The sequence below is a fragment of the Cupriavidus sp. JZ107 genome, assembly GCF_053903255.1.
Map to the genome: position 1 here is coordinate 911,425 of NZ_CP096481.1, position 25,332 is coordinate 936,756.

At 70.4% G+C, this 25,332-nt stretch carries 23 protein-coding genes; 5 read left to right on the forward strand and 18 right to left on the reverse strand.

The genetic code is table 11. The features are described 5' to 3' along the window. Positions 1 to 9: 9 nt before the first annotated feature. The 7 genes from M1D55_RS13740 to M1D55_RS13770 all read right to left on the reverse strand — a co-directional run bounded on the left by M1D55_RS13740 (position 10) and on the right by M1D55_RS13770 (position 6,662). Complete coding sequence (locus tag M1D55_RS13740; protein WP_456282408.1) at positions 10 to 1,932, reverse strand: type II and III secretion system protein family protein; 1,923 nt, start codon at positions 1,930 to 1,932, stop codon at positions 10 to 12. 83 nt (positions 1,933 to 2,015) lie between these two features. Beyond that, complete coding sequence (gene cpaB / locus M1D55_RS13745) at positions 2,016 to 2,867, reverse strand: Flp pilus assembly protein CpaB (RefSeq protein WP_456282409.1); 852 nt, start codon at positions 2,865 to 2,867, stop codon at positions 2,016 to 2,018. Between the two features lie 78 nt (positions 2,868 to 2,945). Next, on the reverse strand, positions 2,946 to 4,385 hold the full coding sequence (locus M1D55_RS13750; protein ID WP_456282410.1) for an ATP-binding protein: 1,440 nt from the start codon (positions 4,383 to 4,385) through the stop codon (positions 2,946 to 2,948). A 25-nt stretch (positions 4,386 to 4,410) separates the two neighbouring features. Next, a complete protein-coding gene (locus tag M1D55_RS13755; protein WP_456282411.1) occupies positions 4,411 to 4,968 on the reverse strand; it encodes an A24 family peptidase in 558 nt (185 codons plus the stop codon). Positions 4,969 to 5,021: 53 nt separating this feature from the next. Beyond that, positions 5,022 to 5,192 carry a Flp family type IVb pilin gene (locus tag M1D55_RS13760; protein ID WP_082928505.1) on the reverse strand — a complete coding sequence of 57 codons (171 nt, stop codon included), beginning with the start codon at positions 5,190 to 5,192 and terminating at the stop codon, positions 5,022 to 5,024. Between the two features lie 93 nt (positions 5,193 to 5,285). Further along, positions 5,286 to 5,459 (reverse strand): Flp family type IVb pilin, encoded by a 174-nt coding sequence (locus M1D55_RS13765; RefSeq protein ID WP_456282412.1) that lies wholly within the window; start codon positions 5,457 to 5,459, stop codon positions 5,286 to 5,288. An 804-nt stretch (positions 5,460 to 6,263) separates the two neighbouring features. Next, positions 6,264 to 6,662: a hypothetical protein gene (locus M1D55_RS13770; protein WP_456282413.1), complete on the reverse strand. Its 399-nt coding sequence runs from the start codon at positions 6,660 to 6,662 to the stop codon at positions 6,264 to 6,266. Here M1D55_RS13770 and M1D55_RS13775 point away from each other — a divergent pair. Continuing rightward, positions 6,640 to 7,932: a glycosyltransferase family 87 protein gene (locus M1D55_RS13775; RefSeq protein ID WP_456282414.1), complete on the forward strand. Its 1,293-nt coding sequence runs from the start codon at positions 6,640 to 6,642 to the stop codon at positions 7,930 to 7,932. The two genes, M1D55_RS13770 and M1D55_RS13775, sit on opposite strands and share 23 nt — an antisense overlap. 199 nt (positions 7,933 to 8,131) lie before the next feature. Further along, entirely contained in the window at positions 8,132 to 9,175 is a 1,044-nt protein-coding gene (locus tag M1D55_RS13780) for a glycosyltransferase family 2 protein (RefSeq protein ID WP_023264417.1), read from the forward strand. Positions 9,176 to 9,255: 80 nt separating this feature from the next. Here M1D55_RS13780 and M1D55_RS13785 read toward each other — a convergent pair whose 3' ends face one another. From M1D55_RS13785 to M1D55_RS13800, 4 genes are all read right to left on the reverse strand, one after another. Continuing rightward, a complete protein-coding gene (locus tag M1D55_RS13785; protein ID WP_456282415.1) occupies positions 9,256 to 10,032 on the reverse strand; it encodes a class I SAM-dependent methyltransferase in 777 nt (258 codons plus the stop codon). A 9-nt stretch (positions 10,033 to 10,041) separates the two neighbouring features. Further along, positions 10,042 to 12,393 (reverse strand): GtrA family protein, encoded by a 2,352-nt coding sequence (locus tag M1D55_RS13790; protein WP_456282416.1) that lies wholly within the window; start codon positions 12,391 to 12,393, stop codon positions 10,042 to 10,044. A gap of 52 nt (positions 12,394 to 12,445) precedes the next feature. Further along, a complete protein-coding gene (locus M1D55_RS13795) occupies positions 12,446 to 13,822 on the reverse strand; it encodes a sigma 54-interacting transcriptional regulator (protein ID WP_456282417.1) in 1,377 nt (458 codons plus the stop codon). Positions 13,823 to 14,727: 905 nt separating this feature from the next. Next, entirely contained in the window at positions 14,728 to 15,678 is a 951-nt protein-coding gene (locus M1D55_RS13800) for a LysR substrate-binding domain-containing protein (protein WP_064575809.1), read from the reverse strand. A 134-nt stretch (positions 15,679 to 15,812) separates the two neighbouring features. Between M1D55_RS13800 and M1D55_RS13805 the strand changes: the two genes are divergently transcribed. Further along, complete coding sequence (locus M1D55_RS13805; protein WP_064575811.1) at positions 15,813 to 17,090, forward strand: MFS transporter; 1,278 nt, start codon at positions 15,813 to 15,815, stop codon at positions 17,088 to 17,090. 12 nt (positions 17,091 to 17,102) lie between these two features. On the opposite strand, the gene M1D55_RS13810 is transcribed toward M1D55_RS13805, so the two are convergent. The 4 genes from M1D55_RS13810 to hemL all read right to left on the reverse strand — a co-directional run bounded on the left by M1D55_RS13810 (position 17,103) and on the right by hemL (position 20,623). Further along, a complete protein-coding gene (locus M1D55_RS13810; RefSeq protein ID WP_064575815.1) occupies positions 17,103 to 17,636 on the reverse strand; it encodes a TPM domain-containing protein in 534 nt (177 codons plus the stop codon). A gap of 11 nt (positions 17,637 to 17,647) precedes the next feature. After that, positions 17,648 to 18,505: a TPM domain-containing protein gene (locus tag M1D55_RS13815; RefSeq protein ID WP_064576121.1), complete on the reverse strand. Its 858-nt coding sequence runs from the start codon at positions 18,503 to 18,505 to the stop codon at positions 17,648 to 17,650. A 62-nt stretch (positions 18,506 to 18,567) separates the two neighbouring features. Beyond that, positions 18,568 to 19,212 (reverse strand): LemA family protein, encoded by a 645-nt coding sequence (locus M1D55_RS13820; protein WP_006577066.1) that lies wholly within the window; start codon positions 19,210 to 19,212, stop codon positions 18,568 to 18,570. A gap of 118 nt (positions 19,213 to 19,330) precedes the next feature. Further along, positions 19,331 to 20,623 carry a glutamate-1-semialdehyde 2,1-aminomutase gene (hemL, locus tag M1D55_RS13825; protein ID WP_023265209.1) on the reverse strand — a complete coding sequence of 431 codons (1,293 nt, stop codon included), beginning with the start codon at positions 20,621 to 20,623 and terminating at the stop codon, positions 19,331 to 19,333. Positions 20,624 to 20,825: 202 nt separating this feature from the next. On the opposite strand from hemL, the gene M1D55_RS13830 reads away from it, so the two are divergent. After that, positions 20,826 to 20,996 carry a rubredoxin gene (locus M1D55_RS13830; protein WP_006577065.1) on the forward strand — a complete coding sequence of 57 codons (171 nt, stop codon included), beginning with the start codon at positions 20,826 to 20,828 and terminating at the stop codon, positions 20,994 to 20,996. A gap of 110 nt (positions 20,997 to 21,106) precedes the next feature. Here the strand turns inward: M1D55_RS13830 and M1D55_RS13835 are convergent, their stop codons facing one another. Together M1D55_RS13835 and M1D55_RS13840 are read right to left on the reverse strand one after the other, a co-directional pair. Next, positions 21,107 to 21,349 carry a hypothetical protein gene (locus M1D55_RS13835; RefSeq protein ID WP_006577064.1) on the reverse strand — a complete coding sequence of 81 codons (243 nt, stop codon included), beginning with the start codon at positions 21,347 to 21,349 and terminating at the stop codon, positions 21,107 to 21,109. Continuing rightward, positions 21,342 to 22,778, reverse strand: a complete 1,437-nt coding sequence (locus tag M1D55_RS13840; protein WP_064576124.1) for an aldehyde dehydrogenase family protein — start codon at positions 22,776 to 22,778, stop codon at positions 21,342 to 21,344. The genes M1D55_RS13835 and M1D55_RS13840 overlap by 8 nt, the downstream gene beginning before the upstream one ends. A gap of 206 nt (positions 22,779 to 22,984) precedes the next feature. On the opposite strand from M1D55_RS13840, the gene ppa reads away from it, so the two are divergent. After that, positions 22,985 to 23,512: an inorganic diphosphatase gene (gene ppa, locus M1D55_RS13845; RefSeq protein ID WP_006577062.1), complete on the forward strand. Its 528-nt coding sequence runs from the start codon at positions 22,985 to 22,987 to the stop codon at positions 23,510 to 23,512. Between the two features lie 42 nt (positions 23,513 to 23,554). Here ppa and M1D55_RS13850 read toward each other — a convergent pair whose 3' ends face one another. Further along, positions 23,555 to 25,126, reverse strand: coding sequence for an ankyrin repeat domain-containing protein (locus tag M1D55_RS13850; protein ID WP_456282418.1), 1,572 nt, complete (start codon positions 25,124 to 25,126; stop codon positions 23,555 to 23,557). Positions 25,127 to 25,332 lie beyond the last annotated feature (206 nt).

Consider the following 25,332-nt stretch of genomic DNA (forward strand, 5'->3'; position numbering starts at 1 on the left):
ACGGTGCGCTCAGTTCAGGGCGGCGGGCTTGCCGTCCGCGCCCGCGGGCGTTGCCGCACGGGCACGGGCGAGCCGCGCGGCGGTCGCCTCGATCCGGGCGATCCGCTGGGCCTGCGACTCCTCGCGCGCCGCCGGTGCGGCAGCGCTTGCGACGGACGGCGCCGCGGATGGCGTGGTACGCGAGGCCGATGTTTCCGCCGCCGTGGGCGCTTCCGCGAGCGGCCGGCCTACCGGCAGCGCGGTGCGCGGCACCGGAGAGGGGGAGGCCGGCGGAGAGGACGGCGGCGGCGCCAGCGTGGCCGGTTGCGGCGCGGAGCGAGGGGCCGGCGCTTGCGGCGCGGGTGCGGGCGCGGGCGATTGCGGTGCGGCCGGCGCGGGCTTGCCGGTGGAGCCCTCCATATTGCCGAGCAGGTACAGCTCGAGCGGATTCGGCGTCGAGAAGCTGTCGGTCGGCAGCGGGGCGCCCGCTTGCTGCATCGGCTGCACCAGCCGCGGCGTGATGATGAAGATCAGCTCCGACATGTCCTGCTGGAACGACGTGCTGCGGAACAGCGCACCGAGCACCGGCACTTCGCCGGCACCGGGCAGCGCCTTCAGCGCGCCGCGCGCGTTGTTCTGCAGCAGCCCGCCGATGGCGAAGCTCTCGCCGTCGCGCATCTGCACGGTGGTGGACGCGCGCCGCGTGGTGATCACCGGCAGGATGGTCTGGCCCGTCAGCGTCGCGCCAGTGACGGTGGCGCCGGTCGGCGACAGCTCGGACACTTCCGGTGCGACCTTCAGGTTGATGCGGCCGTTGGCCAGCACGGTCGGCGTGAACTTCAGCCCCACGCCGAATTCCTCTTCCTGCAGCGTGATGGTCGGCACGCCGCCCACCACCGCGTTGCTCTGCGCCACCGGGATATAGATCTTGCCGCCGGCGAGGAAGCTCGCCTCCTGGCCGCTCAGCGTGACCAGGTTCGGCTCGGCCAGGATCTTGACCAGCGAGTCGTTCTTCTGCGCATCGATCGCGATGTCCAGCGGCAGGTTGTTGGCCTTGCTGCCGAAGATGGCGGTGCGCGAGCCGGTCAGCAGCGAGGTCACCAGGCCGCCGGTCCACGAGCCGATGCCGCCCTGCAGGTTCAGCTGCGAGCCGAGCTGGTTCAGCAGCGTCTTCGAGACTTCGGCGACCTTGACCTCGAGCATCACCTGCTGCGGCGTGTCGACGCTCAGCATGTTCAGCACGCCGCCGTTCTTCGCCTCCTTGTCGCCCTGCGCGACCGCGGCATAGGCGCGCGCGATCTCGACCGCCTGCTGGGCCGCCTGCGCGCTCGACACGCTGCCGGTCAGCACCAGGTTGTCGGCCGCGGTGGCGACGCGGATACCGCGCTCGGTGGGCATCAGCTGCGCCAGCGAACCCTGCAGGCCGCCGGCATCGACGTTGACCGCGATATTGATCACGCTGCAGGCGCCGCTGCGACCCTGCACGATCATGTTGGTGGTGCCCAGGCTGCGGCCGAGCACGTACATCGTCTGCGGCGACACCATGGTCGCCTGCACGACCTCGGGGTTGCCGACGGTCCGGTTGCGCACCGGCTCGGGCAGCGGGATCAGCGTCGACTTGCCGATCGGCACCACCACATGGCTTTCCTCGCGTACCGCGCCGCTGCAGTTCGGCCCGCGCGTGTCGGCGGCGGGCACCGGTGCGCGCGCCGGCGCCATGCTGATGGTCATCTGCATCGGCGCGCCGGACGCTGCGGCCGCGCCGGCATTGCCGGCCGGGCGGGCCCCGGCCGCGGGCGCCGTGCCCTTGGCAACCGCGCCGGCCTCGGCCGCCGGCTGCGCGCCGGCACTGGCCGCATTGCCGGCAAGCGCCAGCAGCAGGCACGCCGTGCCGGCCCCGCCCAGCGTGCGCGCGTTGCGCGCGCCGTCCCTCTGCTTATGGTTCGTTTTCATATCTCCCCCCGGAGAGAATTGGTGCTGCGTGATTCGCGGCATGCCCAGTCATGCCGTTGCCGTGCTGCCGGAAACCTTCGGCGTCAGAAACATTCGAGACTGCCCTGCACGCCGGACAACACGCCGATGCAGTGGCCGGCGCGGGCCGGCGCGGCCGGACGCGGGCGCGCCGGTGCGCTGACCTTGACCGCCTTGAGCGGCGCGGGCACCGGTGCGGCGGCGGGCGTGCCAAGCAGCGTGGTCTTGGTGGCGCCCTCGGTGTCGACGGCGGCCAGGTCGACCTGATTGCGCAGCACCAGCGACAGCGTGCCCACGCTGCGCGCGACGTCCAGCTTCTCGGCCTGTTCGGGCGTGACCTCCAGCGTCACCGCGTTGACCACCTTGGGCTGGGTATCGTCCCGGCTCACCTGCTGCGCGACCGCCAGCACCAGGATCTTCTCCAACACGATCTTCGAGATGCTGGCGTCGCCGCTGCCCGCGCCGTTGCGCCTGGCGTCGGCGGCGGTGTTGACGATCACGTCGACCAGATTGCCCGGCAGCGCGAAGCCGGCCACGCCGACCACGTCGTTGACGCGCACCGTGATCGCGCGCCTGCCTTCGCCGATCACCGCCGACAGGCCGCCCTTGGTGCCCTGCGGCGCCAGCTTGGCCTCGAGCACCGGTTCGCCGCGCAGCACGCTGGTGCGCGCGACACGGCCCTGCAGCAGCGCGGCGTTGGTGAAGGCGCCGGGCGGCACGCTGGCGCTGGGCCAGCTGACCAGCCGCAGGTTTTCCGGGCCGATCGGCTGGCCCAGGTTGATGTCGCTGGCGGCGACCACCACCTGCGCGACCGAGTTCGATGACTGCTGCATCAGCCAGCGCGAGGCCGCGACCACGGCCGCTACCCCCGCGGCCAGTGCGACCAGAAGCATCAACATTGCCCGTGCGTTTTTCATGGAAGCTCTCCCCTGAAGTTGCCCTCGTTTCCCTCGTTTTTTCGTTGTTTCCTTGTCCGTCGTCCGAGCTCGACGAAGCTATCGCGCCGTAGCGCGCGAGCCGCTGCGCCAGCGCATGCCGTCGCCGATCTCGCGGCCGAAATACGCGTGCCAGGCGCGCCGCAGCGCTTCCTCGCTGACGCGTGGCTCGCCGCCGTGATAGCGCCTGGCCGAGTCGACCAGCTTGAGCAGGTCGCCCGGGATGCAGGCCAGCAGCGGAATGCCGTCGGCCAGGTGCAAGCCCTCGAGCAGGAAGCGGAACACGTCGTCGGCGCCGTGCAGGCCAAGCGCGCGGGCGGCGCGCGCATAGACCTCGCGGTAGTCATCCTCGGCGAGCGGGCCGACGAACAGCTTGCTGCCGAGCCGGCGCAGGAAGGCGTCGTCGCCGAGCGCGCCCAGGTCCAGGTTGGTCGAGAACACCGGCCATACGTCGAACGGCACCGAGAAGCGCACGCCGCTGTGCAGCGTGAACATGTCGACGCCGCGGTCCAGCGGCACGATCCACCGGTTCAGCAGCTCGTTGACGCCGACCAGCTGGCGGCCGAGATCGTCGACGATGTAGACGCCGTTGTTGGCCTTCATGTGCGGTGGCGCCTGGTAGTAGCCGGCGACCGCGTCGTAGCGCAGGTCCAGCATGTCCAGCGTCAGCTCGCCTCCGGTCAGCACCGCGGGGCGGTGGCACAGGATCCAGCGCCGGTCCGCGCCGCGCCCCCAGCCGGGGTAGCCGCCCTCGTCGAAGGGCACGTGCACCAGCGGATCGAACACCTGGATGATCTCGCCGGCCACGGTGATCGCGTGCGGCACCGGCACCGCGCCCGGCATCAGTTCGCGCAGCCGGCGCGCGAGGAACGTCTTGCCGCTGCCGGGCGGACCGTACAGCAGCAGTGCGGTGCTCGAGTTCAACGCGATGCCGGCCTCGTCGACGATATGGGGCGCGGCCACCATGTCGCCGAGCGCGGCGGCCACATCGGCCTTCGACACGCTGGCGTCGCGCACCGAGTGGTGCCGCACCGCTTCCAGGTAGGCGTCCAGCGTCACCGGCGCCGGGCCCGCATAGCTGCAGCGCGCGGCGAACTCGGCGGCGCGCGCATAGCCGGCGTCGGTCAGCCGGTAGCGCACGTCCAGGTCGCTGGCGCCGCGATGCGCGATCTCCAGCAGCCTCTCGCGCACGCAGGCGGTCGCGATCTCGCCGATCACCGAGCCGGGCAGGCGCAGCGTCTCGGCCAGCTGCAGCAGCGTGACGTTGCGGTACAGATAGGCGGCCTTCATCAGCAGGGTGCCGAGCATCGTGATGTCGATGCCCGTATCGGCAACGGTGCGCGGGGCCACATGCCATGGTTGCGGCTGGGCGCATTCTGTGGCGCATCCCGTGGCGGCGTTGGCCGGCGCGCGCGAGTGGCCATGGCCGCCGGCATTGGCCGCGGCATTGGCCACGCCCGGCAGACCGTGTATCGGCGCATTCGGTGTTTGCTCGATCATGGGATCCCCCGCTCTGTGCTGGTGGCTATGCCGACGCGAACAGCATCGCGATCGTGCCGGCGGCGATGGCCACGCCGTAGGGCATCGCGCCGACCGACACCGACGCGTCGAGTACCGCGGGCTTGCGCCGGTCCGGGTTGAACGCGCCAGGCGCCAGCACGATCCGCACCACGTTCTCGCGCAGCTGGCGCAGATTGCCGTGCCACAGCGTCCAGCCCAGTGCCCAGACGCCGCCCAGCACGAAGGCCGTCAGCGCGATGTCGAAGGCCATGCCCGCGCCCAGCCAGGCGCCGACCGCGGCCATCAGCTTGACGTCGCCGGCGGCCATGCCGCGCAGCAGATAGATCGGCAGGAACATCGCGAGCCCCGTCAGCCAGCCGGTGGCCCAGGACAGCGCACCGGCGCCGAGGCCGGACAGCGCCAGCTGTACCGGCAGCGCCAGCAGCCAGGCGCCGAAGGTCAGCCAGTTGGGAATGCGGCGGCAATGCAGATCGCTGGCCGCGGCGGCCAGCACCAGCAGCATCGCGGCGGGTCCGATCATCGCGGCGGGTCCGATCATCGTGGCGAGATGCGGGTTCGGCATGGCGGGCTCCGGTCGCACGGTGCAGGGCGTTGGGTCGGGGCAGGGCCGCGTCGTCAGAACGAGGACGCGACCTTGTCGAAGATATTGCTCAGGGCCTCGCCGGCGGCCTTGACCGAGACGATGATCACCAGCGCGATCAGCATCGCGATCAGCGCGTACTCGATGCTGGTGACCGCGTGATCGTCGTCGACGAAGCCGCGGAGGGAATTCGCTTGCGCGCGCATCGGTGTCTCCAGTAGGTGGCGCGGGCCCGCGGAGCCGGAACGCCGGCCTCCGCGGGTATCGATCGCGCCGAGCACATCGGCGCGTGGCTCGCCTTACTTCAGCGCGGACTGCACCTTGTCGAACACGGTGCTCAGGTTCTGCCCGACCAGCTTGACGCCGGCGATGATGACGATGGCGATCAGCGCGGCGATCAGGCCGTACTCGATGGCGGTGACGCCGTCATCGTCCTGGACGAACAGCTTGGCTTGTTGAATCAGGTCTTGCATGGCGCTCTCCTTCGGTTGGAATGCAGGGCACGACTTGCGTTGAACTGCTGCGGTTGAACTGCTGCGGTTGAACTGCGGGGGGCCGCGGCGCGCGGAGGACCGCAGGCGGCGCAGGCATCGAAGGGCCAGCGGCCGTGTCCGCCGCCGTGTCCAGGCGGACGGCTGTCGCGGCGGCCGCTGTGGTGACCTTCCGCTTCCCCCGCCGCCGGGCGGCGCACGCGGCGGTGCGTGTGCTCGCGCCGTGCATGGCGCGGCGTGGCATGCGGCGGTGCCGAAGCCTCGCCGCGGCGCGAGCCGTGCGACAGCGGCGCGCGATGCGGACGCGATCCCCGCGAGGCGGGGCGCTGCGTGAGGCGATGCGGATTGGTCAGCATGATCGGTGTCCTGTCGCTGTGCGGTGCGTCCGCGGGTCGAGGTCGCTCGCGTCGTCGCCGCGTGGTTCGCTTTGCGGTCCGGGCTGCGGCGGCGGTTGCGGGCGGCGTTGTCGCCGGCTGCCTTGTCGCCGGCTGCCTTGTCGCCGACATAAGGCAAGAGCTTTGCCAGCCCGCTGCAATGCCTTGCGCCACAAGGCCGTGCGGTCGGCCGGCGCTTGCCGGCAAGCTGGGCGGCAGGGGTGCGAACCGGCGATCGTTTCCGCGCGGAAACGCCGGGCGATGGTGTGGCACGCGGGCGTGGCGAGGTGGGGGCGCGGTGGGGGTGTGGTGGAGCCGCGCTGGTCCCGTGATTCCGGCGGCGGTCCTCGCCGCAATGGATGAGGCTGGCCATCCGGCGCCGATGTCGTCGCGGTGCGCGTGCAGGCGAAGCTCATCCTTTTGCACGAGAGCGGCGCGCTCCCGCATCGCCGCCGCGCTCATCCATCTGGCGCGGCTGTTCCACGCCGGTACCGTGTTTCCCGTTTGAAACGTTGCCGCTCGACACGGCGCTGTCCCGCGCCGGCGGCGTTGCCCGATGGCCGTCGATCGGCGGCCTGCCGACAACGCGCAAAGCGGCGCCGGACGCGGCAATCGCAGGCGGCACGGCGCGCCGGTGCGTCGTGCTTCCGCGCGGAAACGTCGGCGTGCACAGCGCCCGCGCCGCCGTCGTTGCGGCGGCCGGCCCGCCTTGCGCCGCGGACAGCGTCTGATAGAACGAAGAGCAAGGCGACCGCGTGTCGCCGTTCGACGCCAACGAGAGCGACCCGATGACCGTCCACTCCGCTTCCATTGCCGCCACACCGCCGCGCGCACGCCCGCATTGGCTGACGCTGGAGCGCATGCGCCTGTATGCAGGTGCGATGCTGGTCGCGCAGCTGTCGATCGTCTGTGCGTGGGCGTGGATCACGCAGGGCTTCACGCTCGATACGATCGTTCGGCCCGGTGCCGACTTCTCGGTGTTCTGGAGCGCGTCGCACCTGCTGCGCGGCGCCGGGGCGCTCGCGGTCTACGACTACGCGCAGCTGCAGCCGGTGATCGCTGCGCATGGCTCGGTGCCGCCCGACTCCGGCTTCTATCTGCCCTGGCTCTATCCGCCGACCTTCCTGTGGGTGGTGCTGCCGCTGGCGTGGTTGCCGTTCGCATGGAGCTATGCCGCCTTCATCGGCCTGTCGGCGGCCGGCTATCTCGCGGCGCTGTTGCGCGTGACCGCGCTGGCTGCCCCGCCAAGGGCCGCGCGCGGCGCGGTGCTGCTGTCACTGCTGGCCTTTCCCGGCCTGTTCCTCGCCGCCACCATCGGCCAGAACGCGTTGCTGACCGCGGCCCTCGCCGCATGGGCGCTGGTGCTGCTGCCGCGCCGGCCGGTGCTGGCCGGTGTGCTGATCGGCCTGCTGGCGATCAAGCCGCAGCTGGCGCTGATGTTTCCGGTGGCATTGATCGCCGGGCGCGAATGGCGGGCGCTGGCCGCCGCGGCGCTGACCGCGGCCCTGCTGGCGGCGGCCAGCATCGCCGCGTTCGGCTGGCATACGGTGCCGGCCTTCCTGACCGCGACCGCGGATGTCGGTGACATGCTGATTCATGAAGGCATTCGCGCCTGGTACGTCAGCCCGACGCTGCTGGCCTCGGTGCGGCTTGCCGGCGGCGCGCCGGCGCTGGCCTACGCGTTGCAGGCGGCGCTGACGCTGGCGACGATCGGGGCGCTGGCCTGCGTATGGCGCCGCCAGCGCGACACCGGACTGCGAACCGCCGCGCTGGCGTTGGCGGCGATGCTGGCCACGCCGTATCTCTGGTACTACGAGCTCGCGTGGCTGGGCATGGCGGTGGCGGGGCTCGCGGTGGAAGGCGTACGGCGCGGCTGGATGCCGGGGGAGCGTTTGCTGCTGGTCGCGCTGTGGTGCATGCCGCTGCTGATGTTCGCCAATGCGTTGGCGCAGCAGTGGCAGGGCGGGGTGCAGCTGCTGGCGTTGGGCATGGCCGCGGTATTGCGCCGTGCATGGCGCAGCGGCACCGATGTTGCCGCCGATGTCGCCACCGACGGGGGAAATGGACATGTCACGACATGACAGGATCGGCGGAGCGGCCGCGCGCCGCCGCGACCCTGCTGGAGCGGGGAGGAGAACCGCCGGGGGCGCCGGGGAGGGCGCCCCCAAAGGCGGCCAGCATGGCGCCGCGGAGGACGGTCGGTGCTGTGCTTCATCTGCCGGCCCGGATGGCGATGTCGCGGGCGATGCATCGCCCAGCGCTTCCTTCACTTCCCCGTTGATGGCGTCCCGCGATCGCCGGACGCCCTGGCAGCGCGATACCCGCCTGCTGTCGCTGGTCGCGCCCTGCTACAACGAGAGCGACGCGATCGTGCCGTTCTTCTCGCGCGTGATCCCGGTGCTCGAAGCGATCCCCGGCATCCGCTTCGAGATCGTCTGCGTCAACGACGGCAGCGGCGACGACACGCTGCCGCGGCTGCTGGCGCAGGCCCGCGCCGATCCGCGCATCCGCGTGATCGACCTGACCCGCAACTTCGGCAAGGAGGCTGCCCTGACGGCGGGCATCGACGAGGCGTTCGGCGATGCGGTGGTGCCGATCGATGTCGATCTGCAGGACCCGCCCGAACTGATCGGCGAGATGGTGGCGCGCTGGTGCGACGGCGCCGAGGTGGTGCTGGCCCAGCGCGTCGACCGTGCCTGCGATTCGTGGCTCAAGCGCGTGACCGCCGGCGCCTACTACCGGCTGCACAACCGCATGTCGGAACTGCGGCTGCCGGAGAACGTCGGCGACTTCCGCCTGATGGACCGCGCGGTCGTCAACGCGCTGAAGAGCCTGCCCGAGCGGCGCCGCTTCATGAAGGGACTGTTCGCCTGGGTCGGGTTCCATACGGTGACCGTTCCGTACACGCGCGAGCCGCGCAGCGCGGGGCAGTCCAAGTTCTCCGGCTGGCGGCTGTGGAACTTCGCGCTCGAGGGCATCACCAGCTTCAGCACGGTGCCGCTGCGCAGCTGGACCTATATCGGCCTGGCGGTCGCCTTCGCCGCCTTCTGCTATGGCAGCTTCATCATCGGCCGCACGCTGTGGCTCGGCGTCGACGTGCCGGGCTACGCCTCGCTGCTGTGCGCGCTGCTGTTCTTTGGCGGACTGCAGTTGATCGGCGTCGGCGTGGTCGGCGAATACGTCGGCCGGATCTATCACGAGACCAAGGGCCGTCCGATCTATCTGGTGCGCCGGCGCTACCAGGAGCGTCCCGCCACGCAGGGGATCGGCGGCCGCCGCGTGATCGAGCTGGCGGCGGTGCAGCGCGGCGCGCGGACGCGCTGACGCTTGGCCCCATCGATCAGCGCCAATTGCGCCGCGGCAGGCGACGGCCGCGGCGTTTTCCTGTCGGCGGCGGCCGTCCGCTAGACCGCGCGCGCCACCGCCAGCAGCGATACCCCGAACGGCAAGGTGCCATGCCGCAGCCAGAGCCGCTCGCTGCGAAACAGCGCGTACAGCAGTGCGTTCAGCAACGCCGGCGGCATCGCGGTGCCGGTCGAGCCGCCGGCCTCGCCGGGCACGCCATGCTCGGGGTGCCGCGCATGCAGCGCGTCGCGCAAACGGTCGTGCCAGCGCGCCGCCACCGCCAGCGGAAACAGCACGGTGTTGAAGTAGCTCAGCGTTTCCACGCGCAGCCCGGCGTTACCGAGGCGCGTGCTCAGCGCGGTACGGCGATAGCGGCGCTGATGGTGCAAAAAGACATCATGGCGGCTCCAGAGCCACGGATGTGCCGGCACGGTGATCAGCGCTGCGCCGCCAGGCCGCAGCAGTCCACGCACCGCCAGCAGCGCGCCGGCATCGTCGCCGATGTGTTCGAGGCAGTCGAGCAGACAGACCAGATCGAAGCTGCCCGGGCGGAACGGCATCGTGTCGGGACAACGGCCGTCGGCAATCGGATAGCGGCCGGCCGTCTTGGCCACGGCCAGCCGTCGCGCCATCGCGTCCATTTCGAGTCCGCTGACCGTGCCGAAGCGCGCCAGCATGTCGAGATTGCCGCCGGTGCCGGCGCCGATCTCGAGGATCGCCGCGCCGGGCGGGAGCGCCAGCTGCGCGAGCACCGCGGCGACGATGTCGCGGCGCGCGCGGAACCACCAGTGGTCGGCTTCGGTCTGCGCCATTTCGAGATAGGCTTGCGGCGACATGATGCTCTCCTAGGGTAGAGGCCGCTCGGGTCGCGGCGGGCAATCGCGCGTGGCGTACAGCGACCAGTGCCCGGCGGAGCGCACCGATTCGACACGGCAGTCCGCCGTGGCGAAAAAGCCCGTGGGCAGAGGCGTCGCGCGCCGCACGAACAGATAGCGATAGCGTCCGGCGCCGTGGCGGTGCCAGTCGAAGCTGGCCGGGAAGGCGTTGTCCAGCACCTCGGCGGGGCCAAGGGGCGGCGCATGGCCGCCGCGATAGCGGACGATCTGCGGCAGGAACCAGGCGAAGTTGAAATCTACCAGCCCCTGCCGCCGGGCCTGGTACCACAGCGGGAAGTGCTGATAGGCGCCGGGATGCGCGGCGGCCTTGCTGCCGGCCTCGAATATCAGCATCAGGGCGCGCTGGCCGGGCGCGGCCGCGGCGAGCACCGCGTCGAAATCGCGCGTCTCGTCGGCGAAGGCCAGCGCGCGCCGCGCCTGCCAGCCCAGGTGCAGCGCGCACGCCGCGCACAGCGCGACCGCGCACCAACGCGCGCGCATCGCGCGGGTCGGGCCGGCGGTGCCGGCCGGCATCGCGAACAGCAACGCATAGCAGGGCAGCAGCAGGATCCCGAAGCGCTGGAACAGGAAGGCGGTGCGCATCGCGTAGTGCGGCACGCACAGCCAGATCAGCAGCACGGCGGCGAGGGGCAGCCAGGCGTGCGGCAGATGCCAGCGCGGCCGCAGGCCCATCGCCCACGGCGCCGCCAGCATCAGCAGTGTGGCCAGTGCGAAGGGCAGATGCGTCGACCACGCGCCCCAGGGCGACACCAGCAGCAGCGGCAAGCGCATCCAGTCCCAGCGCCATTCGATGGCCGGCCATGCGTAGTCGAGCGTGGCTTCGAGCCGCTGCGCATGGCCGGCATACAGCAGCGCGAGCAGCGCCAGCACCGCGTAGGGCATCAGCGCGAACAGCAAGCTGCGCGGCGTCGGTGGTGCCGGGGTCGTCGGTCGTGAGCCGTCATGGCGGGCGAATGCGAACAGCACGCTGGCAGCGCCCACCGCGCCGGCGAACAGGAACACCAGCCCATGCGCGACGAACAGCAGCGCGCCGCCGAGCACGATCGCCGCGCCGGTCCGCAGCGTCGGCGTCCGCGCGTGACGCCAGGCGGGCAGCAGGAACAGCAGGCCCAGCGGCACCGCCAGCAGGAAGGTCAGGAAGCCCCATTCATAGGCGAAGCCGAAGAAGCCCGGCACGAACAGCCAGTCGAGCCGCGCATCGGCGCCGACGCGCCGGCGCAGCGCGATACCGGCGCCGACATAGGCCAGGTATGCCGCCGACAGCAGCAGCTTCAGCGCGGCCGTCACCGGCATCCACCACGACAGCGCCAGCCCGGCGCCATAGCCGAGCAGATAGGGCGTGAACGGATTGATGCGCAGCTCGTGCCGCCATGGCGAGGTGCCGGCCAGCAGATCGCGCAGCGCGGCGACCTGGCCGGCATGCTGCGGCAGGTCGATCATCGCGGGATACGGGGCGAGCCAGGGGAGCGTCGCGCCCGCGGCGACCAGCGCGAGCAGCGGCAGCCGATTGGCAATGGCGCGAAGGCCAGCGGCGCGCGTGCGCGTGGGGCGAACGCCTGTTGCCCTCTCCCCCAACCCCTCTCCCGCAAGCGGGAGAGGGGACGCGCGGGGGCCGGCGCCTGCCGAGCCACGACCGGGCGCATGGTGTTCTTCCTCGCCCGTATGGTGTTCTCCCTCTCCCGCTTGCGGGAGAGGGTCGGGGAGAGGGTCGGGGAGAGGGTCGGGGAGAGGGTCGGGGAGAGGGTCGGGGAAAGGGTCGGGGAAAGGGTCGGGGAAAGGGTCGGGGAAAGGGCCGGGGAAAGGGCCGGGGAAAGGGCCGGGGAAAGGGCCGGGGAAAGGGCCGGGGAAAGGGCCGGGCGCTCGCATGGCCGCCGTCGTTCGTCCCTGCATCGTCCGCCTCTGCGGAAACGCCCAATGCCGCGCGCCCAGATACGTCAGCACGGTATAGACGATCATGCCGCCGCATTGCGCGAGCAGGCTGTGCGGTCCCAGCTCGCCGGACAACATCAGTACCATCGCCAGGTTCGCCGCGTAGCCGAGCGCGCAAACGATGCCGAACCGCCACAGGCTGGCGGGCACATCGCCGCGATGCGCGAACGTCCAGCGCCGGTTCAGCGCGTAGCTCCACAGGAAGCCCACCGCATAGCCGGCCGCGTTGGCCGCGGCCGGCTGCCAGTCCAGTCCGCGCAGCGCGAGCCAGATCGCGGCGAAGCCTAGCGCGGAATTGCTGGCGCCGACCAGCAGGTAGCGCAGGCCGGTGTGGCGGACGGCGGCGTGCGGCCGCGGGCTGGCGGATGGCATGCGGGCGGCCTCCGGGCGCGATCGGTCACGGGACGCGATGGTGCGAGGGCGCTCAGCCCTCGCGCACCACCAGTCCGAGGTCCTGCCGGCGTACCTGCAGCTTGTAGTCGCGCATCATCCGGAACAGCGTCACGCGCGATACGCCGAGTTCGGCCGCCACATCGATCAGCCGCTCGTGATGGCGTTGCAGCGCTTCGCGGATCGCGTTGCACTCGGCGGCCTCGCGCACCGCGGCCAGCGTGCAGGGATGCGTCTCGGCCGGCGGCTGCAGGTCGAGATCGGCGGGGCGGATCACGCCGCCCTCGCACATCGCCGAGGCATGGCGGATCCGGTTGATCAGTTCGCGCACATTGCCTGGCCATCGATGCACGGTCAGCGCGCGCATCGCCGAGTTCGAAAAGCCCTTGATGCGGGCCGGCGACTGGCGGCGAATCTCGTTCAGGATGTGTTCGGCCAGCAGCACGATGTCGCCGCCGCGCTCGCGCAGCGCGGGCTGACGGATGCGCAGCACGCACAGCCGGTGATACAGGTCCTGGCGGAAGCGGCCGGCGGTCACGGCGGCCTCGAGGTCGACGTGCGTGGCCGACACGATGCGCGCATCGACGGCGACCGATTCGGTGCCGCCCAACCGCTCGATGCAGCCGGTCTCGAGAAAGCGCAGCAGGCTGGTCTGGCTCTCCAGCGGCATGTCGCCGATCTCGTCGAGAAACAGCGTGCCGCCCTGGGCCAGCTCGATGCGGCCGGGTTTGCGCTTGAGCGCGCCGGTGAACGCGCCGCGCTCGTAGCCGAACAGCTCGGACTGCAGCAGCGCGGGCGGGATCGCCGCGCAGTTCAGCGCGACGAAGGGCTGCGCGGCACGCGCCGAGGCGCGATGAATCGCCTGCGCGGCCAGTTCCTTGCCGGTTCCCGATTCGCCGCCGATCAGCACCGGTGCGTCCCAGCGCGCGACCTTGGTGATGCCGCGGAACAGCGCCTGCATCGCCTCGCATTCGCCGACCATGCCCGATGGACCCAGTGCACGCGCATTGGGCGCCTGGCTGTCCTGGCGCAGTTGCACCATGCCCCAGGCGTGCCCCAGCCGCTGCGCCAGTGTCACCGATTCGAACGGTGCGGTCAGATAGTCGATGAAATACAGCCCCAGCAGCCGGCGGGCGGTCGGGGTCAGCCGGTCGCGGCAGTCGACCATCGCGATCCACGCGACATTGGGCTGCGCGAACCAGGGCTCGAGCGCCTCCAGTTCGATGTCGTCGATCTCGCCGCTCAGGTCGAGCAGGCCGGCGATCGGCTGCTCCTCGAGCGGGTGCGCTTCGACTTCGTGCGCGTTGGCGGCGAACAGCAGCTTCCAGCCACGCTGGCTGAGGAAGCGGCAAAGATTGGCCTCGTGGTGCTGCGATACGAACAGCAGCGGGCGGGTGATGGAGCCGCTCATGATGATTCCCCCGGATTCTTCTTATTGCCGAGGCGGGCGCGGGAAAGGTCCCGCGCCCGCCTCGGTTCCGGCCGGCGCCAAGCCGTCCCAGACAGACGTGCCCGTCGCCGCTCTCCGCTTGCGCGAAGACGCCCATCCCCAACCAGGCAATGAGCAGACCCTCCCATTGCCCGACCGCTGCTTCGAAATGACCAGTGGCCAGTGGCGCATCGCCTGTGTTGTGGCGCCGCGCATGGCGGTCGTGGTGCCGCCTTTATCTGCCCGGCGTTGCGGCGTGCCTTGCATGAGGCCGCACGCGTTTTGTAACGATTCGCTCAGCGATGAGCGTGCCACGCGCCATAAGGCGTTGATTTTTATGACGTTTACTTTCGTGCACTTGTTACATCGACGGGATCTTGTAACACCTTGTATCCGGCATGGAACGAGGCCCGGCCGCGGGGCGATGCACTCCAGTGCATAAGGCGCGAAGGATGAGGCGAACGATTCTTATTCTTCGGTCCGAAAGTAGCGAAAAAGGCAGTTTTCGTCGGACACCTGGCACATGACTTCATCCGCACTGGCAGCGGGGAAGGGTTTTCTCCGATGGGGCAGCAGGTCCGCCAGCCGAGCCAAAATGGTTGCAAAACCTTTACAGCACTGCACTACCGGGGAAACGGCGACTCGGAGCGCTGCATGCGCCGCGGCATGGTGGCATCGGCTGGATGGGCGGCGTGCGCATGAGCCGGTGAGGGCGAACTGGTGACACCGGCTGCGCATGTGTGCCACATAAGGGCGCAAGACTCATCCATTTGACGTAAGCGGGGCGCCTACGGCGCCGCGGATCCGCGCCCGGCCGAAGTGTTCCGGCTGTGAAACACGCGACGCGAAAGGGTTACCTGGCTGGCCCCCGCCGATACGCCGCTGTGTCAGTCGAGCGCACCGGCATCGGCATCGGCACCGGCATCGGCATTGCCGTCGGGCAGGCGCGACGCCTCGATCTGCTGGCGCAGCCACGCGTGCATGCGCCGGATCGCGCTTTCGTGCGGATGGCCTTCGCGCCAGATCATCCAGTACTGCAGCGTCGACGGAATCCGCGTGGCGCCAATCTGCACCAGCGCGCCGCTGACCAGGTAGTCGTGCGCCAGCAACGCGCGCGCCGTCGCCACGCCGACGCCGGCGACCGCCGATTGCAGCAGCATGCCGGCATCCTGGAAGATCGGCCCGCGCTCCGGCTCGTGGGTCGGCAGGCCAGCCTGCTCGAGCCAGTCGCGCCAGGAGCGCAGCGCGAAGCGCAGCATCGGCAGGCGCGGCAGGTCCGTCACCGTGAAGCCGGGATAGCGGGCCAGCAGCGCGGGACTGGCCACCGCGATCACGGTGTCCTCGATCAGCCGGTGGCATTCGAAGCCGGGCAGGTCGACGCGCTGGTGCCAGATGCCGACGTCGACCGAATACGGGTCCGGCGGCGGGATCTCGGCGTGCAGCCGCAGGTGCACGTCGAGCATCGGCATCGCCTCGTACAGGCTCGGCAGCCGGCGGATCAGCCAGGCGTTGGCGAGGTCCGCCATCACGCTGACCTCGAGCCGGACCGCGGGTTGCTCGCCCTCCCCGCCGGCCTCGTTCAGCGCCTGCTGCAGCCCGTCCAGTGCGGCGCGGACCCGCTCGGCCAGCCGCGCGCCGACGCTGGTCGGCAGCATGCGGGCGCCAGCGCGCTGGAACAGCTTGGTGCCCAGGCTCTGCTCCAGCGCGCGCACATGGTGACTGATCGCGCTGTGCGTCAGCGCCAGTTCCTCGGCGGCGCGCGAGAAGCTGCGATGGCGCGCGGCCGCCTCCAGCGCGCGCAGCGCCTGCAGCGGGGGAAGATGCGGAACCTGGGCCATGGGTCGATGGAAGAGACGAGGGAAAAAGAGATGGAGGAAGCGGCACAATCGGACGCGCGCCGTCAAATTCTACTCACAATCCGGGCGGGAATTCTTCGTTGGTGCCGGCACGCCGGAGCGCGGACAATCCGCGCATGACAACCGCAACGCATTCTCCTTCCGGCCTCCCGTCGGGCCTTCCCGCCGCCGCCAGCGCCCTGCGCTGGCGCGTGCTGGCGATCTTCTCGCTCGGCTTCTTCGTTTCCTACGTCTACCGCGGCGTCAATTTCGGCTTCGCGCCGTATCTGTCGCGGGAATTGGGGCTGTCTGCCGCCGATCTCGGCCTGCTCACCAGCTGCTATTTCCTAGGCTTTGCCTGCGCGCAACTGCCAGCCGGCCTGCTGCTGGACCGCTTCGGCCCGCGCCGTACCGAGGCCGCGCTGCTGCTGGTGGCGGCGGCCGGCACGCTGCTGTTCGCGCTGGGCGAGGGCATGGCGGCGCTGGCGGCCGGGCGCATGCTGATCGGCGTCGGCGTGTCGGTCTGCCTGGGGGCCGCGATCCAGGCGCTGTCGATGTGGTTTCCGCTGTCGCGCATGCCGCTGCTGAACGGGTTGGTGATGGCGATCGGCGGCCTCGGCGCGGTGGTCGTCGGTATGCCGCTCGACTGGCTGTTGTCGCTGGTCGACTGGCGCGCGGTCTGCATGGGACTGGGCGGCGTCACGCTGGCGATGGCGCTGCTGCTGTGGTTCGGCGCACCGGAGGCGGCGCGGCCCGGCGCGCGCGAAAGCCTCGGCGCGCAATGGCGCGGCACCGTCGCGATCCTGCGCAGCGCGCCGTTCTGGCGCGTGGTGCCGCTGACGCTGCTGAACCAGGGCGTATTCCTGGCGGTGCAGAGCCTGTGGGTCGGCGCCTTCCTGCGCGATGTCGGCGGCGTCGGGCCGGCGCAGGCGGCGCGGCTGGTTTCGCTGATCGGCTTCGCGATGATGGGCGGCTGCGTGGTAACCGGCTGGGCGGCACGCCATCTGGAGCGGCTCGGCGTCAGCCTCTACGTGTTCGCCGGGGCCGGCATGACGATGTTCATCGTGGTGCAGGCGCTGCTGATGGCCGGCGCGCCGTTGCCGGCCTGGCTGCTGTGGGCCGGCTACGGCGTGTTCGGCTCGACCGGCATCCTGACCTACGCGGTGCTGGCGCGCCAGTTCGACGGCGCGATGATTGGGCGTGCGACCACCGCGCTGACGCTGACGGTATTCCTGGCGATCTTCGTCTGCCAGCTCGGCATCGGCATGGTGCTCGACCTGTGGCCGGCGGTGCAGGGTCGCTATCCGGTGCGCGCCCATCTGGCGGCATGGGCCGTGCTCGTCGGCTTGCAGGTGCTGGCGGCGATCTGGTACTGGATGGGCGCGCGGCGGCATCGCGGCGCGACCGCGGCCTAGCGTAGCGCCGCGCTACAGCACGATCGGCCGGTCGTCGAGCTCGTTCGGATTGCCGTCGCCGTGCTGCGGGAAATGCCGGGCCAGCAGCGCGTGGACCTGCGCCACGGTGGCCAATACCGGCTCGATCGACAGGTCGGTGGCGAGGCCGTGCGCCAGCGACTGGCACAGCGCGGCCCAGGTCTCGCGGTCCACGCGCGCATCGATGCCGCGGTCGGCCAGCAGCTCGACCGCATGATCGGCCAGGTTGATATAGAGCAGCACGCCGGTGTGGTCGGCGGTGTCCCAGACCTCGAGCGCGGCGAACAGCGCGCGGGCGCGCTCGCGCGGCGTCACGCCGGCCCAGGCCTGCGCCGCCGGCAGGCTCGATTCGATGACCACGCGCACTTCGCCGCGATGCTGCCGTTCGCCGTCGCGCACCGCGCGTTGCAGCCGCGACAAGGCATCGGGCGGGAAGTGCCGGTGCGCGAACGAGACCGGGGTCAGCGCATGGCGCAGCGCGCGCCGCAGGCCGCGCCAGGGGGAGGGTGAGCCGGAAGGGGTGGGCATGAGTCGTTCCCTTACCAGTTGCCGGAGGCGCCGCCGCCATCGAAGCCGCCGCCGCCGCCACCGCCGAAGCCGCCACCGCCACCAAAGCCACCACCACCGAAGCCGCCGCCGCCATGGTGGCGGCCCCAGCCGCCACCGAGGCCACCGAGCCCGCCGAGTCCCCCCAGCGTGCCGGCAGCCGTATCCCAGCCGCGCCGGCCGACGACGATCTGGCGCCGGCGTCCGCGCGTCGCCGAGAACAGGAAGAAGGCGATGATCAGCAGCGGAAACAGCACCGGCAGCCAGTCGTCCAGTCCGCTCTGCCGAGCCTGCTTGCGCGCCTGCGGCCCGGGCAAGCCTTCCTTGTCGATGGTCGCCTGGATCGCCGAGATGCCGGCCGCCAGGCCGCCATAGAAATCGTTCTGGCGGAAATGCGGCGCCATGATGTCCTGCAGGATCCGTTTGGACATCGCATCGGTCAGCGAGCCCTGCACGCCGCGGCCGACTTCGAGCCGCATCTTGCGCAGCCCGGGCGGATTGTCCTTGGCGATCAGCACGATCACGCCGTCATCGATGCCCTGGCGGCCGGCGCGCCAGGCGTCCGCCACGCGGATGCCGTAGGCATCGATCGTTTCCGGATCGGTGGTCGGCACCATCAGCACGAAGATCTGGCTGCCGCGCGTGCGCTCGTATTCGCCCAGCACGTTTTCCAGCGCGCTGCGCTGCGCCGGCGCCAGCGTGCCGGTCAGGTCGGTGACGCGCTGGGTCAGCGGCGGCACGGCAACGAAGCCGTCGGCCTGCGCTTGTGCGTGCGCCGCGCCGGCCACGCCGAGCAGCATCGCCAGCGCCAGCACCGGCGCAAGCACCGGCACCAGCACCGGCATCAGCATCGACGCCGCCGATACGCGCAGCCAGCGCCAGAGTCCTGCGGCGAAGATCATCGGCACGAGAATCAGAACTTGACCGCGGGCGGGGTCGAGATCGCCTTTTCGTTCTCGACGGTGAACGAGGGCTTGACCTCGTAGTTGAAGATCATCGCGGTCAGGTTGGTCGGGAAGCTGCGGGCCAGCACGTTGTAGTCGCGCACCGCGGCGATATAGCGCTGGCGCGCGACCGTGATGCGGTTCTCCGTTCCTTCCAGCTGCGATTGCAGGTCGCGGAAGGCGGCGTCGGCCTTCAGTTGCGGATAGTTTTCGGCGACCGCGAGCAGCCGCGACAGCGCGCCGCTCAGTTCGCCCTGCGCCTGCTGGAAGCGCTGGAACGCTTGCGGGTCGTTCAGTGTCTCGGGCGTGACCTGGATGCTGGTGGCGGTGGCGCGCGCGCGGGTCACGGCTTCGAGCGTCTCGCGCTCATGCGAGGCGTAGCCTTTGACGGTATTGACCAGGTTCGGAATCAGGTCGGCGCGGCGCTGGTATTGATTGACGACCTCGCCCCAGGCCGCCTTGATGGCTTCGTCCTTGGCCTGGAAGTCGTTGTAGCCGCAGGCGCTCAGCAGGCTCGCCAGCCAGGCCAGCAGCAGCCAGCGCAGCGGCCGCAGCGACGACAGGGAAAATCGCGACGAAGCGAAGGTCGGCGACGAAGAAAGGAAGGCGCGCATCGGAAAACTCCGTGGATCATCGGAACGCCAGCAGTGTAGCGCACCAGCCGCTTGATGCATCCACGGAGCGGACCCTTGCGCAGGGCCCTTGCGCAGGGCCTTCAGGCTGGCCGCGGCCTTACAGCGCGGCGAACGCCCGGCGCGCGGCCTCGAAGGTCGCCTCGAGGATCGCGTCGTCGTGCTGCGCGCCGACGAAGCCCGCCTCGAAGGCGGACGGTGCCAGGTAGACGCCGTTGTCGAGCATCGCGTGGAAGAAGCGGTTGAAGCGCGCGGTATCGCATTGCGTGACCTCTGCAAAGCTGGCCGGCACGCCCTCGCGGAAATACAGGCCGAACATGCCGCCCACCGAATCCGCGGCGAACGGCACGCCCGCGGCGCGCGCGGCCTCTAGCAGGCCATCGGCGAGCTTGCGGGTTTGCGCGGCGAGCCGGTCGTGGAAGCCCGGCGCCTGGATCAGCTTCAGCGTCGCCATGCCGGCCGCCACCGCCAGCGGGTTGCCCGACAGCGTGCCGGCCTGGTAGACGCCGCCCAGCGGCGCCAGTTTGGCCATGATGTCGCGCCGGCCGCCGAAGGCCGCCGCCGGCATGCCGCCGCCGATCACCTTGCCCAGGCACGTCATGTCCGGCGTGATGCCGTAGTGCGCCTGCGCGCCGCCCAGCGCGACGCGAAAGCCCGTCATGACCTCGTCGAAGATCAGCACGGCCCCATCGGCGCTGCACAGCTTGCGCATCGCCTGCAGGAAGGCATCGCTGGCGCGCACCAGGTTCATGTTGCCTGCCACCGGCTCGACGATCACCGCGGCGATCTCGCCGGCGTGGGTGGCGAAGGCCTGTTCCAGCTGCTCGACGTTGTTGTACTCGAGCACCATCGTGTGGCGCGTGACGTCCGCCGGCACGCCGGCCGACGACGGCGCGTTCTGCGTGGTGTCGGCGAAGGTCAGCAGGCCCGAGCCGGCCTTGACCAGCAGGCTGTCGGCATGGCCGTGATAGCAGCCTTCGAACTTGATGATCAGATCGCGCCCGGTGAAGCCGCGCGCCAGCCGCAGCGCGCTCATGGTTGCCTCGGTGCCCGACGACACCAGCCGCACCTGCTCGATCGACGGCACCAGCTTGCAGATTTCCTCGGCCATCTCGATCTCGGCCTCGGTCGGCGCGCCGAACGAGAAGCTGCCGGCGGCGACCTGCTGCACGGCCCGGACCACGTCCGGATGGGCGTGGCCGACGATCATCGGGCCCCACGAGCCGATGTAGTCGATATAGCGCTGGCCGTCCGCATCCCACATATAGGGACCTTCGGCGCGCTGGATGAAGCGTGGCGTGCCGCCGACCGAGCGGAACGCCCGCACCGGCGAATTGACGCCGCCGGGAATGGTCTGCTGGGCGCGGTCGAAAAGCTGCTGGTTTCGTGACATGTCGTGATCTGCCTGGAGGAGGAGGGGCGGCGCTGCCGGGGACGGATGCGGGCGGACGCCAATTCGCGCGAACCGTATGCGATCGGCCGCAATCCGCGTCAATCGCCATCGATATCGGCGCCAAATACCGGGATGCCGGTGGCGCGCCGCGCGTCGATTCGGTACCATCTGCGCTGAATTTTAATCGAGACGTCACCACCCTATGGAATACAAGACCTGGATGTGCCTGATTTGCGGATGGATCTACGATGAAGCCGCCGGCGCGCCCGAAGACGGCATCCCGCCCGGAACCAAGTGGGAGGATGTGCCGATCAACTGGACCTGCCCGGAATGCGGCGCCCGCAAGGAAGACTTCGAGATGGTGGCGATCTGAGGGAAGCTCGACGTTCCCGCCCTTGATATTCGTCCGGTATTACGCACGGATCCCCGCACAAGAAACCAGCCGACGGCGGCCATCGCCGCCACCGTCCGGCCGCGGCCAGCCTAGCCCGAGAACGGCCCGCGCCCCCGCAGCGCATTGGCCACCATCATCAGCGCCAGCAGGAACGGCAGCGCCACATACAGGCACCAGTGGACCCGGTCGCCGATCGTTTCGCCCCATTTGCGCTTGAACACCTGCAGCCGCGGCATGCCAGACGGATTGGTGGCGCGCTTGTGGTTGACGTGCCAGGCCATCCAGAAAAAAAAGATGGCGAAGGCGACCGAGAGGAAATTGATATTACCCATGGTGGATGGCGATGGTTTTGAGGGTGGTGAAGCCGTATAGCGCCTCGAAACCCTTTTCGCGCCCGTGGCCCGACTGTCCGGAGCCGCCGAACGGCAATTCGACGCCGCCGCCGGCGCCATAGTTGTTGATGAAGACCTGGCCGGCGCGCACCTTGCGGGCAAGGCGCAGCTGGCGCGCGCCGTCGCGCGTCCAGATGCCGGCGACCAGCCCATAGGGCGTGCCGTTGGCCAGCGCGATCGCGTCCTGCTCGTCGTCGAAGGGCATCGCCGCCAGCAGCGGGCCGAACACCTCTTCCTGCGCCAGCCGGTGCGTCGCCGGCACGTCGCGCAGCAGCATCGGCACCTGGTAGTAGCCGGTTTCCGGCGCGTCGGCGACGATCTGGCCCTGCGCCATCACCGGAATGCCGGCGTGCTGCGCGTCGGAGACGAAGTCCCAGACCCGCTGCTGCTGCTTGCGGCTGATCAGCGGTCCGCATTCGAGGTCCTGCTCGGCGGGGCCGACCCGCAGCGACTCGAACACCATCGCCAGCCGGTCCAGCAGCGCGTCGTACAGCGGCCGCTCGACCAGCAGCCGGCTGCCGGCCGAGCAGGTCTGCCCGGCGTTCTGCACGATGCCGCGCACCACGACCGGCACCAGCGCATCGACATCGGCGTCCGCGAACACGATCTGCGGCGACTTGCCGCCCAGCTCGAGCGTGACCGGCACATGGTTCTCGGCGGCCATCTGCGCGACCATCCTGCCGGTCTGCGGCGAGCCGGTGAACGACAGGTGGTCGATGCCGGGATGGCGCGCCAGCGCCGCGCCGGCCTCGTGCCCATAGCCCGTCACGACGTTCAGCGCGCCCTCGGGCAGGCCCACCTCGGCGGCCAGTTCCGCCACGCGCAGCAGCGACAGGCAGGCGTCCTCGGCGGGCTTGACCACGCAGGCGTTGCCGGCGGCCAGCGCCGCGCCGACGCTGCGGCCGAAGATCTGCAGCGGATAGTTCCACGGGACGATATGGCCGGTGACGCCATGCGGCTCGCGCACGGTCAGCACCGTATAGCCGTTCTGATACGGGATGGTCTGGCCGTGCAGCTTGTCGGCCGCGCCGGCGTAGAACTCGAAATAGCGGGCGATCGCGCGCGCGTCGGCGTGCGCCTGGCTCAGCGGCTTGCCGGTGTCGCGCGCCTCGAGCGCGGCCAGTTCGGCCTCGTGCTCGGCGAGCTTGCGCGCCAGATCGGTCAGCAGCCGGCCGCGCTCGGCGGCGGCCAACGCGCCCCAGGCGCCATCGAAGGCCTGGCGCGCGGCATAGACGGCGGCGTTGATATCGGTCGCGTTGCCGCGCGCAATCTCGGCGAAGGGCGCGCCGGTGGAGGGGTCGAACACCTTGATGCGCATGCCGGAATCCGGCGCCATCAGGCGGTTGGCAACGAAGTGCTGGGCGTGCATCGTCATGCTCCGGCTGAAATTCCAAGCCGGCATTATCGCCCAGCCGGACCGGGTAACCGCAACGCACGGCGCCGGCACAGGCCTGCGCAGGCCGGTTGCCGCGTGTCGTCCGCCTGTCGGTTCCGGGTCAGACCGAGCCGCTATAATGCCGGCCATCGTCAAACCTTGGCCAAATACCGGCCGAACACAGGCATCTGGAGAACCGCATGAGCTTCAATCTCGTCCCGCCGGGCAAGGACATCCCGAACGACTTCAACGTGATCATCGAGATCTCGGCCCAGAGCGATCCGGTCAAGTACGAGGCCGACAAGGAAACCGGCCTGCTGTTCGTCGACCGCTTCATCGGCACCGGCATGCGCTATCCGGCCAACTACGGCTTCATTCCGCAGACGCTGTCGGGCGACGGCGACCCGGTCGACGTGCTGGTGATCACCCCGTTCCCGATCCTGGCCGGCGCCGTGGTGCGCTGCCGCGCGCTGGGCATGCTGAAGATGACCGACGAAGCCGGCGTTGACGCCAAGCTGGTCGCGGTGCCCGTCGACAAGCTGTCGCCGGCCACGGCCTACATGAAGGGCCTGTCGGACGTGCCGCAGAACACGCTGGACCAGATCAAGCACTTCTTCGAGAACTACAAGGCGCTCGAGGCCGGCAAGTGGGTCAAGGTCGAGGGCTGGGGCGGCATCGAGGAAGCGCACAAGGAAATCACCGACGGCGTGGCCAACTACAAGAAGTAAGCGTCTGCTGTCCGGGCTGCGCGCTCCCCCGGCGCGCAGCGATCAGAACCATTGCCGCAGGCGCCGCAGCGCCGGCGGCAGACGCGGCACCGGCCTCGCCTTCGAGGTCAGGTCCGCGGCAGCGGCCGCCGTTGCGACCCGCTGCTCCGCCTTCCCTTTCATTGCTTCCCCTGCCGTTGTCCCGTGGGCGCCCATCGCGGCGGCGTTGACCGCGGCATGGACTCGGGCATGCACGGCCGGCACCGTCTGCGCCAGCGCGGCCCGCAGCGGCGCCCCGCAGGCTTGCGCGACCGCGGTCTCGCCGACCATCCCGCCTTGCTGCAACTGCCGGCGCTCGTCCGCGTCGAGCCACAGGCCGGCGTCGAGGAAGGCTCGCATCGCATCGACCCGTCCCGTCCTGCAGGCCTCGAAGATCGGCCGCTCGCCCGCGCCGTTGCGCGCCTGCGGGTCGGCGCCGCGCGACAGCAGCAGCGACACCGTGGCGGCATGGCCCGCGGCGGCGGCCGCATGCAGCGGCGTGCGCTGCTGCCGGTCGCGCTCGGCCAGGCTCGCGCCCTGTTCGAGCAGCCAGCCGATCGCCGCGCGGTTGCCGTGATAGGCGGCCTCGTTCAGCGCGCTGCGCCCATTGTCGTCGCGCGCCAAGGGGTCGGCGCCCTGGATCTTCAGCCACGCCAGCAGCGTGCGCGTGCGTTCGCCATGGTCCTCGTGCGTGGCCAGCTGCATCGGCAGGCGGCCGGCGTCAGTCGGCCTGTGCGGATCGGCGCCAAGCTTCGACAGCGATACCGCGAGCGCGAATTCGTGATGCTCGCAGGCGAGATGGAAGGCGTTGCGGCCGTCGGGGCCGGCACGGTCGACAAAGGCGCGGCGCTCGCCTTGCGGCACGGTCTGCACGACCGCCTGAACCACATCGAGCCGGCCCTCGCGGCAGGCCTGCAGCCAGCCCTGATGCAGCCCCGCATCGACCACGCCGGCATGGCGCTCGCCACGCAGCCGCGCCACCGCCTGTGCAATGCGCGCCTGCTGCTCGACCGTGGGCAGGTTCAAGGCGTCGAGCTGTTCCTTCAGCTCGCACAGCATCGCTTCGAGCGCGCTCCATTCGTGCTCGAGATCCGCGCGCAAGGCCGCCCACCGCTGCGGCGGCCCGAAGGCGAAGCGCCGGTGCACGGCCATCTCGTCGTCCAGACGTTGGCCAAAGCGCGCGACCCGGCGCGCCAGTTCGCCGGCGTCGAGCGGGACGAAGCCACTGCCGTCCTCGGCCACGACCTGCGCGGTCTTCGTATCGGGCATGCGCGCCTCGATGGTTTCGCGATAGCGGGCTGCGATCGTCGCGGCCAGCGCGTCCAGCTCGGTGAGATAGTGCTGCGTCAAAGCCTGCTGCGCCTGCTGCGTGCCGATGGCCCGTTCGGCGGTCCTTTCGGCGGCCTCGGTCTCGGCCTCGGCATCGCGCAGCAGCGTCAACTGAAGATGCAGCACCTGCGAGCGCCGGCTCAGCCATCGCTCCAGTTCCTCGATCGGTGACACCACCGGATGGTGGGCGATGGCGGCCTGCGCCATCTGCTGCGTCAGCGCGTCGGCGCGCGCGCTCAGGGCGTTGTGAGCGGATATGGACAGCATGGCGATCTCCGGCTGAGACGGGCGCAATACGGAGGTGCAATACGGGCGCGCAAGATGGGCGCGCAAGTTGGGCGCGCAATACGGGCGCGCATTACGGTTGCGCATTCCGGGCGACCCGCGCAGGGGCGACCGAATGGGGCCGAATCTAACGGCCCCGGTGTGCCGCCCTGTCGGAATTGGCATCGTCTCTGTCGCGAATGGTCAGT

What these genes read in the sequence shown, in the direction of transcription:
- M1D55_RS13740 (WP_456282408.1), bottom strand. Translation starts at nt 1,932, where the DNA reads ATGAAAACGAACCATAAGCAGAGGGACGGCGCGCGCAACGCGCGCACG.
- cpaB (WP_456282409.1), bottom strand. Translation starts at nt 2,867, where the DNA reads ATGAAAAACGCACGGGCAATGTTGATGCTTCTGGTCGCACTGGCCGCG.
- M1D55_RS13750 (WP_456282410.1), bottom strand. Translation starts at nt 4,385, where the DNA reads ATGATCGAGCAAACACCGAATGCGCCGATACACGGTCTGCCGGGCGTG.
- M1D55_RS13755 (WP_456282411.1), bottom strand. Translation starts at nt 4,968, where the DNA reads ATGCCGAACCCGCATCTCGCCACGATGATCGGACCCGCCGCGATGATC.
- M1D55_RS13760 (WP_082928505.1), bottom strand. Translation starts at nt 5,192, where the DNA reads ATGCGCGCGCAAGCGAATTCCCTCCGCGGCTTCGTCGACGACGATCAC.
- M1D55_RS13765 (WP_456282412.1), bottom strand. Translation starts at nt 5,459, where the DNA reads ATGCAAGACCTGATTCAACAAGCCAAGCTGTTCGTCCAGGACGATGAC.
- M1D55_RS13775 (WP_456282414.1), top strand. Translation starts at nt 6,640, where the DNA reads ATGACCGTCCACTCCGCTTCCATTGCCGCCACACCGCCGCGCGCACGC.
- M1D55_RS13770 (WP_456282413.1), bottom strand. Translation starts at nt 6,662, where the DNA reads ATGGAAGCGGAGTGGACGGTCATCGGGTCGCTCTCGTTGGCGTCGAAC.
- M1D55_RS13780 (WP_023264417.1), top strand. Translation starts at nt 8,132, where the DNA reads ATGGCGTCCCGCGATCGCCGGACGCCCTGGCAGCGCGATACCCGCCTG.
- M1D55_RS13785 (WP_456282415.1), bottom strand. Translation starts at nt 10,032, where the DNA reads ATGTCGCCGCAAGCCTATCTCGAAATGGCGCAGACCGAAGCCGACCAC.
- M1D55_RS13790 (WP_456282416.1), bottom strand. Translation starts at nt 12,393, where the DNA reads ATGCCATCCGCCAGCCCGCGGCCGCACGCCGCCGTCCGCCACACCGGC.
- M1D55_RS13795 (WP_456282417.1), bottom strand. Translation starts at nt 13,822, where the DNA reads ATGAGCGGCTCCATCACCCGCCCGCTGCTGTTCGTATCGCAGCACCAC.
- M1D55_RS13800 (WP_064575809.1), bottom strand. Translation starts at nt 15,678, where the DNA reads ATGGCCCAGGTTCCGCATCTTCCCCCGCTGCAGGCGCTGCGCGCGCTG.
- M1D55_RS13805 (WP_064575811.1), top strand. Translation starts at nt 15,813, where the DNA reads ATGACAACCGCAACGCATTCTCCTTCCGGCCTCCCGTCGGGCCTTCCC.
- M1D55_RS13810 (WP_064575815.1), bottom strand. Translation starts at nt 17,636, where the DNA reads ATGCCCACCCCTTCCGGCTCACCCTCCCCCTGGCGCGGCCTGCGGCGC.
- M1D55_RS13815 (WP_064576121.1), bottom strand. Translation starts at nt 18,505, where the DNA reads ATGCTGATGCCGGTGCTGGTGCCGGTGCTTGCGCCGGTGCTGGCGCTG.
- M1D55_RS13820 (WP_006577066.1), bottom strand. Translation starts at nt 19,212, where the DNA reads ATGCGCGCCTTCCTTTCTTCGTCGCCGACCTTCGCTTCGTCGCGATTT.
- hemL (WP_023265209.1), bottom strand. Translation starts at nt 20,623, where the DNA reads ATGTCACGAAACCAGCAGCTTTTCGACCGCGCCCAGCAGACCATTCCC.
- M1D55_RS13830 (WP_006577065.1), top strand. Translation starts at nt 20,826, where the DNA reads ATGGAATACAAGACCTGGATGTGCCTGATTTGCGGATGGATCTACGAT.
- M1D55_RS13835 (WP_006577064.1), bottom strand. Translation starts at nt 21,349, where the DNA reads ATGGGTAATATCAATTTCCTCTCGGTCGCCTTCGCCATCTTTTTTTTC.
- M1D55_RS13840 (WP_064576124.1), bottom strand. Translation starts at nt 22,778, where the DNA reads ATGCACGCCCAGCACTTCGTTGCCAACCGCCTGATGGCGCCGGATTCC.
- ppa (WP_006577062.1), top strand. Translation starts at nt 22,985, where the DNA reads ATGAGCTTCAATCTCGTCCCGCCGGGCAAGGACATCCCGAACGACTTC.
- M1D55_RS13850 (WP_456282418.1), bottom strand. Translation starts at nt 25,126, where the DNA reads ATGCTGTCCATATCCGCTCACAACGCCCTGAGCGCGCGCGCCGACGCG.